The sequence below is a fragment of the Streptomyces europaeiscabiei genome, assembly GCF_036346855.1.
Lineage (GTDB): Bacteria > Actinomycetota > Actinomycetes > Streptomycetales > Streptomycetaceae > Streptomyces > Streptomyces europaeiscabiei.
This window is the reverse complement of record NZ_CP107841.1, coordinates 2,000,733-2,015,426: the sequence shown is the minus strand read 5'-3', so window position 1 is coordinate 2,015,426 and position 14,694 is coordinate 2,000,733. Positions and strand designations below refer to the sequence as shown.

The following is a 14,694-nucleotide window of genomic DNA, read 5'->3' as shown; positions in this document are numbered from 1 at the left end:
CGGTGAACCGGACGTCCGTGCCCGCGCCCGGCGAACCGAAGCCCGCATCAGCCGAACCGGACACCCGTACCCGCCCATCACGCCCGTACCCGCCCACCACGGCCGCCGTCCGGCGAAAATCCATGAGCCGTGCAGCAGGGCCCCGGGGCAGGATGCCCTCCGTGAACCATCTCCTGTGCGGACTCGCCGCCAATCCGGCCCTGCCGTCCGAGCTGGTCGACCGGCTGATCGCGGTGGCGGACGCCGACGTCGACCACGCTCTCGCCGGCCGTGCCGACCTCGGTCGGGCGCAGGCGGCCACGCTGGCCACGCGGGACGAGGGGAACGGTGTGCTGCTGGCGTACGAGGGCAGGCTGACCGCTGCCGACGTCGACCCCACGGCACAGCCGCGCGTCGCCCTGGCGCTGCTCGACGAGGGTGCCGGCGCCCCGGAGTGGGCCCGCCTCCTCGCGGTGGATCCGGACGTCGAACACCGGGAGAAGCTGGCCGCCTGCCCCGGCCTGCCGCCGGACGTGGTGGAGACGCTCGCCGCGGACACGGACGTACGGGTCGTCGTGGAGCTCGGCCTGTGGGCCGCGCCGGACGTGGCCGCCCGGCTCGCGGGGCATCCGCACGCCGAGGTCCGCCGGGCGGTGGCGGTCAACGAGGCGACGCCGCCGGACGTGCTGGCGGCGCTCGTCAGCGGCGAGGGGCTGCCGCCCGCGCGCCGCTGTCTGGTCTGCGACCGGGAGGAGCCGCCGTTCACGCACCGCCCGGACTGCCCGCGGCTCGACTGCGATCTGCGGCCGGGCGCCTCCTGCGACGGCTCCCACGAATCCACCGCGCACGACATGCTGTGGGCGGCCCTGAACAACCCGGCCACACCGGCTCAGGCGGTCGCGGGCTTCGCCGACCACCCGTCGACGGTGCTGCGATGGGCGCTCGCCGCCCGCCCCGGTCTGCCCCCGGAGGCATACGCGCGGCTCGCCGCGGATCCCACGCCCGGCGCCCGCGCCGACCTCGCCGAGAACCCCGCGATCGACGACACCCTGATCCGCGCGCTGGCCGACGACACGTCCCCCGACGTACGGCGCAGGCTCGCGCACAACCCACGTGTGCCGCTCGACGTGCTCACCCACGTGGCCGCCACCACCAGGATCGGCAGCACCCTCCTGCCGCGGATCGCCTCCGCCACGGCCGCCGAGGCCGAGGAGCTGGCGCGGTCGCCGCACGCGGTCGTACGCATGCTTCTGGCGCGACGGCGTGATCTGCCGGCCGCGATGCGTGACGCGCTGGCCGACGACCCCGACGCGAAAGTGGCCAAGTCCGTGGCTCCGCACCCCGGCCTCTCCGAAGCGCGGTTGCGGGCCATGGTCGATCGGCACGGGGTCCAGGTCACCGCCGGGGTGGCGGCCAATCCGGACGCCACCCCCGCACTGCTGGAGCACCTGTCCCGGCACGCGCCCCCGGCGCGGAAGGCGTTCCGCGAGATCGCCCGGCACCGCCGCGCCACGGCCGCGGCGCTTCTCGCCTGCCTGGCGGACGAACGGGCGAAACCTTTCGCCGCCGGCCACCCGGCGCTCCCGCCCGAGGTCATCACGGACCTGCTCACCGACCCCGGCCCGCAGGTGGCGGAAGCCGCGGCCGCCAACCCGTCGCTCCCGCCCGCCGTGATGGAGAGGCTGACGAGAGAACTGCTGCCCTAGCCATTCCCTGGACCGTCGTCACCGGTGCCGAGCCGCCCGCCGGCCCGTATGCGGCCGTGCCGCCCCCTCCCCGCACAGATTGCATAAACGTGCAGCGAAACGTATAGTCATGCCATCCAAGAGGAGGGTTCCATGGCGGTACGCGTGGCGGTGGCGGGAGCGAGTGGTTATGCGGGCGGCGAAGTGCTGCGCCTGCTGCTCGCGCACCCCGAGGTCGAGATCGGTGCACTGACCGGCAACTCCAACGCGGGCCAGCGCTTGGGCGGGCTCCAGCCGCACCTGCTGCCCCTGGCCGACCGGGTGCTCCAGGAGACGACCGCCGAGGTCCTCGCCGGGCACGAGGTGGTGTTCCTCGCGCTGCCGCACGGGCAGTCCGCCGCCGTGGCCGAGCAGCTCGGCCCGGAGGTGCTCGTCGTCGACATGGGCGCCGACTTCCGCCTCAAGGACCCGGCGGACTGGGAGCGGTTCTACGGCTCGCCCCACGCCGGGACCTGGCCCTACGGCCTCCCCGAACTACCGGGTGCCCGCGCCGCGCTGGAGGGGTCCAAGCGCATCGCGGTACCCGGTTGCTACCCCACGGCAGTGACGCTGGCCCTGTTCCCGGCCTACGCGGCGGGCCTCGCCGAGAACGAGGCCGTGATCGTCGCCGCCTCCGGCACCTCCGGCGCCGGCAAGGCGGCCAAGCCGCATCTGCTGGGCAGCGAGGTCATGGGGTCGATGACCCCGTACGGCGTCGGCGGTGGCCACCGGCACACGCCCGAGATGATGCAGAACCTCGGCGGGGTCGCCGACGAACCGGTCTCCGTCTCCTTCACACCGACCCTCGCCCCGATGCCCCGCGGCATCCTCGCCACGTGCACCGCGAAGGCGAAGCCCGGCGCCACCGCCGACTCCGTGCGCGCCGCGTACGAGAAAGCCTTCGCCGACGAGCCGTTCGTCCACCTGCTCCCCGAGGGACAGTGGCCGGCGACGGCGTCCGTCTACGGTTCCAACGCCGTTCAGATCCAGGTCGCGTACGACGAGACCGCGGGCCGCATCATCGCGATCAGCGCCATCGACAACCTCACCAAGGGCACCGCCGGCGGCGCCCTCCAGAGCATGAACATCGCCCTAGGACTCCACGAGACGACGGGGCTTTCCACGATCGGAGTCGCACCGTGAGCGACGCACGTGCAGCCACCGGGCCGCAGACGACGATGGCCGCACCGCTGCGCTGCACGGGCGACAGCGACATCAGCCGCTTCCGCGGCGGGGCGAACGAGGAGATGCAGTGAGCGTGACGGCAGCCAAGGGATTCACGGCGGCGGGCATCGCCGCCGGAATCAAGGAGAACGGCAACCCGGACCTGGCCCTCGTGGTCAACAACGGGCCCCGCCTCGCCGCCGCGGGCGTCTTCACCTCCAACCGTGTGAAGGCCGCCCCGGTTCTCTGGTCCGAGCAGGTGCTGAAGGGCGGCCGGGTCTCCGCCGTCATCCTCAACTCCGGTGGCGCCAACGCCTGTACGGGACCGAAGGGCTTCCAGGACACCCACGCGACGGCCGAGAAGGTCGCGGAGGTCCTCGACGGGCACAGCGCGGGCGAGATCGCCGTCGCCTCCACCGGCCTGATCGGCGTACTGCTGCCGATGGACAAGCTGCTCCCGGGTGTCGGGACGGCCGCCGCGCAGCTCTCCGAGCACGGCGGTGAGAAGGCCGCCATCGCCATCAAGACCACCGACACCGTGCACAAGACGTCCGTCGTCTCCAAGGACGGCTGGACCGTCGGCGGCATGGCCAAGGGCGCGGGAATGCTCGCCCCAGGCCTCGCCACCATGCTCGTCGTCCTCACCACCGACGCCGACCTCGACAGCGAGACCCTGGACAGGGCCCTGCGTGCCGCGACCAGGGTCACCTTCGACCGTGTCGACTCCGACGGCTGCATGTCCACCAACGACACCGTGCTGCTGCTCGCCTCCGGTGCCTCCCAAATCACCCCGGAATACGATGGGTTCGCGCAGGCCGTGCGCGAGGTGTGCGACGACCTCGGACAGCAGCTGATCCGGGACGCCGAGGGCGCCGGCAAGGACATCAAGGTCGAGGTCGTCAACGCCGCGACCGAGGACGACGCCGTGGAGGTGGGCCGCTCCATCGCCCGCAACAACCTCCTCAAGTGCGCCATCCACGGCGAGGACCCCAACTGGGGACGGGTGCTGTCCGCCATCGGCACCACGCAGGCCGCCTTCGAGGCCGACCGGCTCAACGTCGCCATCAACGGCGTCTGGGTCTGCAAGAACGGCGGCGTCGGCGAGGACCGCGACAACGTCGACATGCGCTACCGCGAGGTGCACATCGTCGCCGACCTCGCCGCCGGGTCCGAGACGGCCACGATCTGGACCAACGACCTCACCGCCGACTACGTCCACGAGAACAGCGCGTACTCCTCATGAGCACCACACGGAAGCACACCGCCCTGCCCAAGGCCCAGATCCTCATCGAAGCGCTCCCGTGGCTGACCCGCCACAACGGCAGGACGGTCGTCATCAAGTTCGGCGGCAACGCCATGATCGACGAGGACCTGAAGGCCGCCTTCGCCCAGGACGTCGTCTTCCTGCGCCACGCCGGGCTCAACGTCGTCGTCGTGCACGGCGGCGGCCCGCAGATCAGCGCCGCCCTCGACAGGCACGGCATCGTCAGCGAGTTCAAGGCCGGCCTGCGCGTCACCACCGAGGACGCCATGGACGTCGTACGCATGGTGCTCGCCGGACAGGTGCAGCGCGAACTGGTCGGACTGCTCAACCAGCACGGACCGCTGGCCGTCGGCATCACCGGCGAGGACGCGCACACCATCACCGCCATCAAGCACCAGCCCGAGATCGACGGCGAACTGGTCGACATCGGGCGGGTGGGCGAGATCACCGCGATCGACACGGGCGCGATCGAGGCACTGCTCGCCGACGGCCGTATCCCGGTCGTCTCGTCGATCGCCCGTAGCCAGGACGACGGACATGTCTACAACGTCAATGCTGATACGGCGGCTGCGGCACTCGCTGCTGCTCTGGACGCCGAAACCCTCATGGTCCTCACGGACGTCGAGGGCCTCTACGAGGACTGGCCCAACAGCGACGAGGTGATCAGCCGCCTCACCGCTTCCCAACTGGAGAAGCTGCTGCCGGAGTTGTCCTCCGGCATGGTGCCGAAGATGCAGGGGTGCCTGCACGCCGTGCGCAACGGCGTCCAGACCGCCCGTGTCATCGACGGCCGGGTCCAGCACTCGATCCTGCTGGAGATCTTCACCGACGAGGGCATCGGCACGATGGTCGTGCCCGACGCAGAGCAAGAGGGGGATGCCGTATGACCGAGACCGCGAAGAACGCGGAGCTGACCCAGCGCTGGCAGGGCTCGCTCATGAACAACTACGGCACGCCGAAGCTCTCGCTCGTCCGCGGCGAGGGCACCCGGGTGTGGGACGCCGACGGCAAGGAGTACGTCGACTACGTCGGCGGTATCGCCGTCAACGCGCTCGGCCACGCCCACCCGGCGATCGTCGAGGCCGTCAGCACCCAGATCGCCTCCCTCGGCCATGTCTCCAACCTGTTCATCGCCGAACCCCCCGTCGCCCTCGCCGAACGGCTCCTGGAGCACTTCGGCCGCGACGGCAAGGTCTTCTTCTGCAACTCGGGTGCCGAGGCCAACGAAGGCGCGTTCAAGATCGGCCGGCTGACCGGGCGGACCCACATGGTCGCCACCGAGGGCGGCTTCCACGGCCGGACCATGGGCGCCCTCGCCCTCACCGGTCAGCCCGGCAAGCAGACCGGCTTCCACCCGCTGCCCGGCGACGTCACGCACGTCCCGTACGGCGACGCGCAGGCCCTGGCCGCCGCGGTCACCGAGGAGACGGCCCTCGTCATCATCGAGCCCGTCCAGGGCGAGAAGGGGGTCGTGGTCCCGCCGCCCGGCTATCTGAAGGCCGCGCGGGCCATCACGGCCGCCACCGGCTCGCTGCTGGTCCTCGACGAGGTGCAGACCGGCGTCGGCCGGACCGGGCACTGGTTCGAGTACCAGGCGCACGAGGGCGTCCTGCCGGACGTCGTCACCCTCGCCAAGGGGCTCGGAGGCGGACTGCCGCTCGGCGCGACCGTCGCCTTCGGCCGGGCCGCCGACCTGCTCCAGCCCGGCCAGCACGGCACCACGTTCGGCGGCAACCCGGTCGCCTGCGCCGCCGGACTCGCCGTCCTGGAGACCATCCGGGCGGAGGGCCTGCTGGAGAACGTCAAGCGGCAGAGCGAGAAGCTGCGGAACGGAATCGAGTCCCTCGGCGACCCGATGATCGGCCATGTCCGTGGCGCGGGCCTCCTGCTGGGTATCGTGCTCACCGAGCCGCTCGCGCCGCTGGCGCAACAGGCCGCGCAGGACGCCGGTTTCCTGGTGAACGCGCCCGCCCCCGATGTCGTACGGCTGATGCCCGCGCTCAATATCGGTGACGCGGAGGTGGATGCCCTCCTCCAGGCGCTGCCCGGCATTCTCGAAGCGGCGCGGGCGGCACACGAAGCCAGTGGGGACGGACGAGCCGGGGAATGAGACGACGATGAGCCAGGCGCAGGAGCACGACCAGGCGGGGCCCGCGGTGCCGCAGACCCGCACCGCACGCCACCGGCGGATCGTGGACATCCTCAACCGGCAACCTGTGCGGTCGCAGAGCCAGTTGGCGAAGCTGCTGTCCGACGACGGGCTGAGCGTCACGCAGGCGACGCTCAGCCGGGACCTGGACGAGCTGAACGCGGTGAAGATCCGCAACAACGACGGCGACCTCATCTACGCGGTGCCGAGCGAGGGGGGCTTCCGCACCCCTCGGGCTCCGCTGGGGGAGTCGGCGAAGGAGGAGCGGATGCGGCGGCTCTCCGCGGAGCTGCTGATCTCCGCGGAGGCCTCGGCGAACCTGGTGGTGCTCCGGACCCCGCCGGGCGCGGCCCAGTTCCTGGCCTCGGCCATCGACCAGGCGGAGCTGCACGACATCCTGGGGACGATCGCCGGCGACGACACGCTGATGCTGATCAGCCGGGACCCGGTGGGTGGGCAGGCCCTGGCCGATCACTTGCTGCGGCTGGCTCAGAACGGTCACTGAGCGGTCGGCGAGTGGCCACTGAGCGGTCGGCGAGCGGTCACTGAGCGGTCGGCGAGCGGTCGGCGAGCGGTCACTGAAGGGGCGCGTTTCGCGGGGAGGCCGGCTGCGGGTGCGTCGCGGCTGGTCGCGCGGTTCCCCGCGCCCCTGAAGAGCCGGGCCCCGGCCGCCTTTCCCCGCCCGCTCCGACCCGGCTGCGGGCAGTCGTGCTGCTGGGGCGATGAGGGCGGGCGCAGCGGCACCCGGCCGACGCCGGTGAGTGAGACGCCCCCGCTCAGCCCAGCCGCCGGGCCAGCCCTCCCGTGCAGCGGACCTCGTCGCCCGCCGTGATGAGCAGGGCTTCGGTGTCCTCAAGGGCCTCCAGCCACGCCAGGCCCTCGCGGGAACCCATGGCGAAGGCCGCGGTCGCCCAGCAGTCCGCCCAGGTCAGGCGGGGGGCGACGACCGTCACCGAGACCAGGTCCGTCACGGCGGACCTGCCGGTGCGGGGGTCGACGATGTGGGCGCCCCGCTCGGCCGTTCCGGAGGTGGCGACGGCGAGGCGGTCGGCACCGGCGGCGGTGACGACGGCCGCGAGGCCCCCGGGGCGGAGGGGATCGGCCACACCGACGCGCCACGGCCGCTCGGTCCCGGGGACACCGCACAACTGGACGTCACCGCCCCCGTTCACGCTCACCCCGCTCGCCCCGGCCTCGACCAGACACCGGGCCGCCCGTTCGGTGGCCCACCCCTTCACGAGCCCCGTCGGGTCGAAGCGGCCCTCGTACGTGGCGCTGAACCAGCCGCCGCTCAACCGCTCGGCCTCGGCGCACAGTTCGAGCACCTCGCCGACCTCGGGAGCACACTCCTCGATCGTCACCTCGCCCCGGGCCAGCCGGGAGATCTGGCTGTGCTCGCGATAGGTGCTGAACACCTCGTCCACGGCGTGGAGCCCGGCCACTGCCTCGTCGAGCGCGGCCCTGACCGCCGTGGACTCGCCTCCTCTGACGTCGAAGGAGAAGACGGTGCCCATGACCTCCTCGGCGTGGCGCAACTGGGAGGGTGCCGCGGCCCCGGCGGGTTCGGCCACCGGATCAGCCGGCCTGGTCCAGCGCGGACTGGAGGGACTGCTTGTAACCACCGCTGGTGTATGTGGCGCCCGAGACAGCATCGATGTCAGCGCTCCCTGCCGAGACGGCGTTCTTGTTGAGCTGGGGGATGGCGGTACCGCTGATCTGGGTGGAGCGGCCGCCGGTGGGCTGCTGCAGCGCCTCGGCGCCTGTGATCTTGCCGTCGGTGACCGTGACGCGGACCTGGACCGGGCCGTAGTCCGTCTTGATGGCGGAGCCCGTGAGCACCTGGGTGCCCGTCGACTGCCCGGCCCCGGAGTCCTCGGTGCCTTCGGCGTCGCCACCCGCGTCCTGCGAGCCGCCCGCCTCGACCTCGGTGCCCGAGTCCTGTGCCTTGCCGGCCTGGTCCAGGGCGGACTGGAGGGACTCCTTGTAGCCGGCGCTGGTGTAGGTGGCGCCGGAGACGGCGTCGATGTCGGCGCTGCCCGCCGCCACGGCCGCCTGGTTGAGCTTGGGGATGGCGTCGCCGCTGATCTGGGTGGAGCGCCCGCCGCTCGGCTGCTGCACGGCCTCGGCGCCTGTGATCTTGCCGCCGCTGACCGTGATCCGGACCTGGACCGGCCCGTAGTCGGTCTGCACGGTGGTGCCCGTGAGGACCTGGGCGCCCGAGTCCTGTGCCTTGCCGGCCTGGTCCAGGGCGGACTGGAGGGACTCCTTGTAGCCGGCGCTGGTGTAGGTGGCGCCGGAGACGGCGTCGATGTCGGCGCTGCCCGCCGCCACGGCCGCCTGGTTGAGCTTGGGGATGGCGTCGCCGCTGATCTGGGTGGAGCGCCCGCCGCTCGGCTGCTGCACGGCCTCGGCGCCTGTGATCTTGCCGCCGTTGACGGTGATCCGGACCTGGACCGGGCCGTACTCGGTCGTGACGGCGCTACCCGTCAGGGTCTGCGCGCCGGCCGCCACCCCGCCCTGTGCAGAAGGTGCGCCCCCGGCCGCTCCGGCCTGTACCGATCCGGCGTCCGAGGCCGGCTTCAGCGACAGCAGCAGCACGATGCCGGACACGGTGGCGGCGGTGGCGAGCAGGGTCCGCCGGATGGGGTGGCTCTTCTTCATCGCTCCTTCAGCTCCTGAAGTGTGAAGTCTCGCGGGGGAGACCCGAGGGGCGAACCCGTGGGGAAACCCATGGCCAGAAGTCGGGGTGGGACGGTCGTGGAGACCTACGGCTGGGACGGTCGGGCGGGTGGGACCGGCGGCGAGCGGTCCCGTCGCTCACATCTCGAACGACTCGTGGTGGATACGGCGGGTCGGGACACCCGCGCCGCGCAGCGCCTCGTACACGCCCTGGGCGAAGCCGGGCGGCCCGCACAGGAAGACGTCGTGGCTCTCGATGTCCGGGATCTTGCGACGCAGGGAGTCCGGCGAGATGTCGGGGCGTTCGCCCTCCGGGCTGTTCACCGCGTACATCAGCCGAGCCCCGCGCTCCTCCGCGATCTGCGCCAGCTCGTCCCACAGGGCCAGGTCCTGGGTGGTGTTGGCCCGGTAGAGCAGGGTCAGGTCACCGGCCGCGCCGGGCAGCGTCTCGAACAGGGCCCGCATCGGCGTGATGCCCACACCGCCGGCCACCAGCAGCACCTTGCCCCGGCTGCGCTTGCCGGCCGTGAGCGCCCCGTACGGGCCCTCGGCCCACACCCGGGTGCCGGGCTCCAGGTCGCGCAGGGCCGAGCTGTGGTCGCCGATCGCCTTGACGGTGATGCGCAGCATGTTGGGGCGGGGGGCCGCCGACAGCGAGTACGGGTGCGAGCTGAAGCGCATGCCCGGTGCGAGGAACCGCCAGCGGAAGAACTGCCCCGCCTCCGCGCCCATCCGGTGCAGCTTGCGCCCGCTCATCAGCACCGAGACGATGCCGGGCGACTCCTCGATGACCGCCTCGACCCGCAGCCGGTGCTTCATGTTCAGCTTGATCGGGCTGATGATCCGGTACCAGACCACCAGCGCGGTCACCGATCCGTACAGCGCGTACCAGCCGGTCTTCGCGGCGGGGGTGGCGGCGAACTCGTTGCCGGTGGTGATCTGGTGCCAGAACGTCAGGAACGTGGCCGCGTACGTCAGCAGGTGCGTGTGGTACCAGAGGTCGTACGGGATCCGCTTGCGCACCGGGCCGATGGAGATGAGCCCGATGAACACCAGCAGACCGGTGCCGATGGCGGCCTTGCCCATGTCCGGCAGCTGGTTGATCGAGTCGATCGTCTGCTGGAGGATCGCGGTGTGGGTGAGGCCGGCCTGCAGCGCGTACCCGTACATCGTGAGGACGACGTGCGCGACGACCAGGCAGAGCGTGTAGCGGCCGGTCATCGCGTGCCAGCGGGCCACCCGGTCGGAGCCGACCCGGCGTTCCAGCGCGGGCACCCGGGCCATCTGGAGCACCACCAGAGCCATCAGGTACCCGCCGAGCAGACCCGTGATCCGCCCGGCGTTGACCATCTTGCTGCCCTGGTCGGCGATGGACGGCGTGTTGTCCCACCACAGCCACACCACCGCGGCCGCGCCCGCCCAGAAGGCGATGAGCAACGGGACGGCGGGAGAACGACGAGGTCGGATGCGGCGCATCGTCTGGCGGCGCGCTGCGCGACCTCCGGCGATCGTGGACACGGTTCCTCCGTGGTGGGCTGGACCCTTGGCCCACACGTACGTGCAGGGAGTGCCGTGTGTTCAACCGCGTGAACAACTGTCTCGCGGAACGCGCGGTCCCGAACGACGGGCGTGGGCCCCACGCCGTCACAGGTTCGAGGGCGGCAGCGGCAGAGGCAGTCCCGGCAGTCCGTCCAGACTGGTCGCGATGTGCTCCTTGGAGCCGAAGTAGGCGCTGAGCGAGTCGTCGTCCTCGCGCGCGAAGCGCCTGCCGTGCAGGTCGCGGTCCTCCTCGTACGCCATGAACGGCACGGCGTAGCCGCAGCTGTCGCGGATGCGTTCGGCGCGGACCACGATGACGGCGCGCAGGCCGTGCGGGGTGGGGTCGATGTCGGGGAAGCGGGCGAGGAGGTCCGTGAAGCGCGGGTCGTCGCGGAAGACGGCCTCGCCCGTGCCGTGCACCCGCACGATGTTGGGCGGGCCCTGGAAGGCGCACCACATGAGGGTGATCCGGCCGTTCTCCCGCAGGTGCGCGACCGTCTCCGCGTTGGATCCGGCGAAGTCCAGGTAGGCGACGGTCAGTTCGTCGAGGATCACGAACGAACCCCGCAGCCCCTTGGGGGAGAGGTTGACCGTGCCGTCGGCGGACAGGGGCGCGGTCGCGGTGAAGAAGAGAGGCTGGGCCTCGATGAAGGTACGCAGGCGGCCGTCGATGCGGTCGTAAGTCTTTCCCATGTCTAACGATTATCGACGGAAACGCTTCGCCTGTCTAAGGAATTGGGCCCCGATCCGAGGAACTGCGCCCGGAAACGCGAATTCCGGGTGGACCCCATTGCTGGGGTCCACCCGGAACCAGGTCTTCCATGGCCGTCCCGGCCGGCGCGCGGGGCGGCCACGGCCCCTGTCGCTCCCGAGGAGCGCAGGAGGTCACTCGCCGAACGAACGAATCACCGTGAACGAATCACCGTGAACGGATCCACGTGAGCGGATCACCGTGCGGTCGTCGTGCGTGGGCTGTCACCGTGACCGCCGGACCGCTGATCGAGCCGGTCGACCATCGATCGTGCAGGTGCCTACCGGTTGAGTCGACTGACTACTGGTTGAGCTGGCAGGGGGCGAGCGCCTCCAGGCCCTCGGGCTTGGCGGCGGCGCGGCCGATGGCGGTCTCGATGCGGTTCAGCGCGGCGACGCGCTTGTCCTCCAGCGGGCCGAGGATGGCGTTGTCGACGAAGTTGGCGCCGCCCTGGCCGACGGTGTCGGTCAGGCGCTGGTTGGCTTCCTGGATCTGGGTGTCGAGGAGGGCCAGGTTGCGGTCGACCTCGGCCTGCGCGGAGGCGGGGATGGCCGGGAGGCTTCCCTCGACCTCGGGGCAGGTGATGGTGCCCGCGGCACCCGCGTTGTCCGCGGCGCCGGCGTTGCCCGCGTCCTCGGCGGCCTCGCCCGCGCCCGCTTCCTCGCCGGCACCGGCCTCGGCACCGGCGTCCGCCTCTTCACCGGCGCCCGCGGCGCCACCCTCGTTGAGCTGGCAGGGGGCGAGCGCCTCCAGGCCCTCGGGCTTGGCGGCGGCGCGGCCGATGGCGGTCTCGATGCGGTTCAGCGCGGCGACGCGCTTGTCCTCCAGCGGGCCGAGGATGGCGTTGTCGACGAAGTTGGCGCCGCCCTGGCCGACGGTGTCGATCAGGCGCTGGTTGGCTTCCTGGATCTGGGTGTCGAGGAGGGCCAGGTTGCGGTCGACCTCGGCCTGCGCGGAGGCGGGGATGGCCGGGAGGCTTCCCTCGACCTCGGGGCAGGTGATGGTGCCCGCGGCACCCGCGTTGCCCGCGTCCTCCGCACCCGCGCCCGCCTCCGCACCCGCGCCCGCCTCCGCACCCGCTCCGGCCTCGGCGTCCGCCTCTTCACCGGCGCCTGCGGCGCCACCCTGGTTGAGCTGGCAGGGGGCGAGCGCCTCCAGGCCCTCGGGCTTGGCGGCGGCGCGGCCGATGGCCGTTTCGATGCGGTTCAGGGCGGCGACGCGCTTGTCCTCCAGCGGGCCGAGGATGGCGTTCTGGACGAAGTTGGCGCCGCCCTGGCCGACGGTGTCGATGAGGCGCTGGTTGGCTTCCTGGATCTGGGTCTGCAACTGTGCGAGGTTGCGGTCGACCTCGGCCTGCGCGGAGGCGGGGATCGCCGGGAGGCTTCCCTCGACGGCGGGGCAGGAGATGGTGCCGGGGGACGCGTTCCCCGCGGCGTCCTGCCCGTTGTTGTTGGCACCCTCACCGGCGAGGGCGGAACCCGCGATGACCGCTCCGGAGAGCACGACCGCGGCGGCGCCGCCGATGATCCCTACGCGACGCTTGTTGTACTTCGGAAGAGCCCTGGACATGCGGATGCCTCACTCGAGTCGGGTGTGGTCTGTGTGTACAAACGCGGCGCCTGCGTTCGGTGAGAGTTACGGGTAAGCGGTTTCGTTTGTTCAAACGTTTCTCTGCATCTCTCAAAGTTCCGTCAGATTGACGATTCATGCAGACTTCTGCATACTCATGCATGACGGTGAACGCAGTGTGCGGAGAGACCGTGACCGGCTGCGACCTCGCCCGAGGCGTATAAAGGTCCGCGGTCACATCCCCACCCTCTCTAGGAGCAACGCGAGTGAGCAGCAACAGCGGTGACGTACGGCTCTGGGGCGCCCGTTTCGCCGACGGTCCCGCCGAGGCCCTGGCGAAGCTGTCCGCGTCCGTCCACTTCGACTGGCGGCTGGCCCCGTACGACATCGCGGGCTCCCGCGCCCACGCGCGCGTGCTGCACAAGGCGGGCCTGCTCACCGAGGACGAGCTGACCCGGATGATCGCGGGCCTGAACCAGCTCGAAGCGGACGTGGCGTCCGGTGAGTTCGTCGGCACCGTCGCCGACGAGGACGTGCACACCGCCCTGGAGCGCGGCCTCCTGGAGCGCCTCGGCCCCGACCTGGGCGGCAAGCTGCGGGCCGGCCGGTCCCGCAACGACCAGGTCGCGACCCTCTTCCGTATGTACCTCCGCGACCACGCCCGCACGGTCGGCGGTCTCATCGCCGACCTCCAGGACGCGCTGATCGGCCTCGCGGAGGCCCACCCGAACGTGGCGATGCCCGGCCGCACGCACCTCCAGCATGCCCAGCCGGTCCTCTTCGCCCACCACGTCCTCGCCCACGTCCAGTCCCTCTCCCGGGACGCGGAGCGCCTGCGTCAGTGGGACGAGCGCACGGCCGTCTCCCCGTACGGCTCGGGCGCCCTCGCGGGCAGCAGCCTCGGCCTCGACCCGGAGGCGGTGGCCAAGGACCTGGGCTTCGAGCACGGCAGCTCCGCGAACTCCATCGACGGCACGGCGTCCCGCGACTTCGTCGCCGAGTTCGCCTTCATCACCGCGATGATCGGCGTGAACCTCTCCCGGATCGCCGAGGAGGTCATCATCTGGAACACGAAGGAGTTCTCCTTCGTGACCCTCCACGACGCGTTCTCGACGGGCTCGTCGATCATGCCGCAGAAGAAGAACCCGGACATCGCGGAGCTGGCGCGCGGCAAGAGCGGCCGCCTGATCGGCAACCTGACGGGCCTGATGGCGACCCTGAAGGCCCTGCCCCTGGCCTACAACCGCGACCTCCAGGAGGACAAGGAGCCGGTCTTCGACTCCATCGACCAGCTGGAGGTCCTTCTCCCCGCCTTCACCGGAATGATGGCGACCCTCACCGTCCACCGTGAGCGCATGGAGGAACTGGCCCCCGCCGGCTTCTCCCTCGCCACCGACATCGCCGAGTGGCTCGTCAAGCAGGGCGTCCCCTTCCGTGTCGCCCACGAGGTCGCCGGCGAGTGCGTCAAGGCCGCCGAAGCCGAGAACAAGGAACTCAACGACCTGACGGACGACCAGTTCGCCAAGATCTCCTCCCATCTGACCCCCGAGGTCCGCACGGTCCTCAACGTCCCCGGCGCCCTCGCCTCCCGAAACGGCCGCGGCGGCACGGCCCCGAGCGCGGTGGCGATCCAACTGGCGGAGATCAAGACGAACGTCGCGTCCCAGCACGCGTGGGCAACTGCCAAGAAGGGTTGAGGGCAAGCGCCCTGAAAGGGGCGCGGGGAACTGCGCGACAAGCCCCCACGGACTCGCGCCCTGGGGGTCGAAGGGGCGCAGCCCCTCAAGGATGGGACGGGTAGGGGCGGCGGGGGCGAAAACTCCCCGGAAGCCCCCACTCCACACCACGAAGGTCATCGCGAGTTACGTTGGTCGGG

At 71.5% G+C, this 14,694-nt stretch carries 11 protein-coding genes and 1 pseudogene; 7 read left to right on the top strand and 5 right to left on the bottom strand.

Annotated features, from left to right (window positions below; translation table 11 throughout):
• Window positions 1–161 precede the first annotated feature (161 nt).
• The 6 genes from OG858_RS08610 (at window position 162) to OG858_RS08585 (ending at window position 6,785) form a co-directional block, all read left to right on the top strand.
• Complete coding sequence (locus OG858_RS08610; protein WP_328545020.1) at window positions 162–1,685, top strand: hypothetical protein; 1,524 nt, start codon at window positions 162–164, stop codon at window positions 1,683–1,685.
• Between the two features lie 132 nt (window positions 1,686–1,817).
• Window positions 1,818–2,846 (top strand): N-acetyl-gamma-glutamyl-phosphate reductase, encoded by a 1,029-nt coding sequence (gene argC / locus OG858_RS08605; protein WP_086746559.1) that lies wholly within the window; start codon window positions 1,818–1,820, stop codon window positions 2,844–2,846.
• 109 nt (window positions 2,847–2,955) lie between these two features.
• Window positions 2,956–4,110 (top strand): bifunctional glutamate N-acetyltransferase/amino-acid acetyltransferase ArgJ, encoded by a 1,155-nt coding sequence (argJ, locus tag OG858_RS08600; protein WP_086746560.1) that lies wholly within the window; start codon window positions 2,956–2,958, stop codon window positions 4,108–4,110.
• Window positions 4,107–5,018 (top strand): acetylglutamate kinase, encoded by a 912-nt coding sequence (gene argB, locus OG858_RS08595; protein WP_086746561.1) that lies wholly within the window; start codon window positions 4,107–4,109, stop codon window positions 5,016–5,018. Before argJ ends, argB begins: the two co-directional genes overlap by 4 nt.
• Complete coding sequence (locus tag OG858_RS08590) at window positions 5,015–6,241, top strand: acetylornithine transaminase (RefSeq protein WP_319067336.1); 1,227 nt, start codon at window positions 5,015–5,017, stop codon at window positions 6,239–6,241. The genes argB and OG858_RS08590 overlap by 4 nt, the downstream gene beginning before the upstream one ends.
• A gap of 7 nt (window positions 6,242–6,248) precedes the next feature.
• A complete protein-coding gene (locus OG858_RS08585) occupies window positions 6,249–6,785 on the top strand; it encodes an arginine repressor (protein ID WP_319067337.1) in 537 nt (178 codons plus the stop codon).
• A gap of 271 nt (window positions 6,786–7,056) precedes the next feature.
• Here OG858_RS08585 and OG858_RS08580 read toward each other — a convergent pair whose 3' ends face one another.
• From OG858_RS08580 to OG858_RS08560, 5 genes and pseudogenes are all read right to left on the bottom strand, one after another.
• The gene (locus OG858_RS08580; RefSeq protein WP_086753802.1) at window positions 7,057–7,851 is read right to left on the bottom strand and encodes an FAD:protein FMN transferase; all 795 of its coding nucleotides are present in this window, start codon (window positions 7,849–7,851) and stop codon (window positions 7,057–7,059) included.
• 4 nt (window positions 7,852–7,855) lie between these two features.
• A complete protein-coding gene (locus tag OG858_RS08575; protein ID WP_328545021.1) occupies window positions 7,856–8,941 on the bottom strand; it encodes an FMN-binding protein in 1,086 nt (361 codons plus the stop codon).
• A gap of 156 nt (window positions 8,942–9,097) precedes the next feature.
• Window positions 9,098–10,435, bottom strand: coding sequence for a ferredoxin reductase family protein (locus tag OG858_RS08570; protein ID WP_086746261.1), 1,338 nt, complete (start codon window positions 10,433–10,435; stop codon window positions 9,098–9,100).
• 168 nt (window positions 10,436–10,603) lie between these two features.
• Window positions 10,604–11,191, bottom strand: a complete 588-nt coding sequence (locus OG858_RS08565; protein WP_086746262.1) for a pyridoxamine 5'-phosphate oxidase family protein — start codon at window positions 11,189–11,191, stop codon at window positions 10,604–10,606.
• 778 nt (window positions 11,192–11,969) lie between these two features.
• Window positions 11,970–12,818, bottom strand: a pseudogene (locus OG858_RS08560) (hypothetical protein); the annotation flags it as partial.
• A 266-nt stretch (window positions 12,819–13,084) separates the two neighbouring features.
• Here OG858_RS08560 and argH point away from each other — a divergent pair.
• Entirely contained in the window at window positions 13,085–14,515 is a 1,431-nt protein-coding gene (gene argH, locus OG858_RS08555; RefSeq protein ID WP_086746264.1) for an argininosuccinate lyase, read from the top strand.
• Window positions 14,516–14,694 lie beyond the last annotated feature (179 nt).

Bases quoted from the DNA above. Each gene is read 5' to 3' on its own strand.
- OG858_RS08575 (WP_328545021.1), bottom strand. From the start codon at position 8,941: ATGAAGAAGAGCCACCCCATCCGGCGGACCCTGCTCGCCACCGCCGCC.
- OG858_RS08585 (WP_319067337.1), top strand. From the start codon at position 6,249: ATGAGCCAGGCGCAGGAGCACGACCAGGCGGGGCCCGCGGTGCCGCAG.
- argC (WP_086746559.1), top strand. From the start codon at position 1,818: ATGGCGGTACGCGTGGCGGTGGCGGGAGCGAGTGGTTATGCGGGCGGC.
- OG858_RS08570 (WP_086746261.1), bottom strand. From the start codon at position 10,435: ATGCGCCGCATCCGACCTCGTCGTTCTCCCGCCGTCCCGTTGCTCATC.
- OG858_RS08565 (WP_086746262.1), bottom strand. From the start codon at position 11,191: ATGGGAAAGACTTACGACCGCATCGACGGCCGCCTGCGTACCTTCATC.
- argB (WP_086746561.1), top strand. From the start codon at position 4,107: ATGAGCACCACACGGAAGCACACCGCCCTGCCCAAGGCCCAGATCCTC.
- OG858_RS08590 (WP_319067336.1), top strand. From the start codon at position 5,015: ATGACCGAGACCGCGAAGAACGCGGAGCTGACCCAGCGCTGGCAGGGC.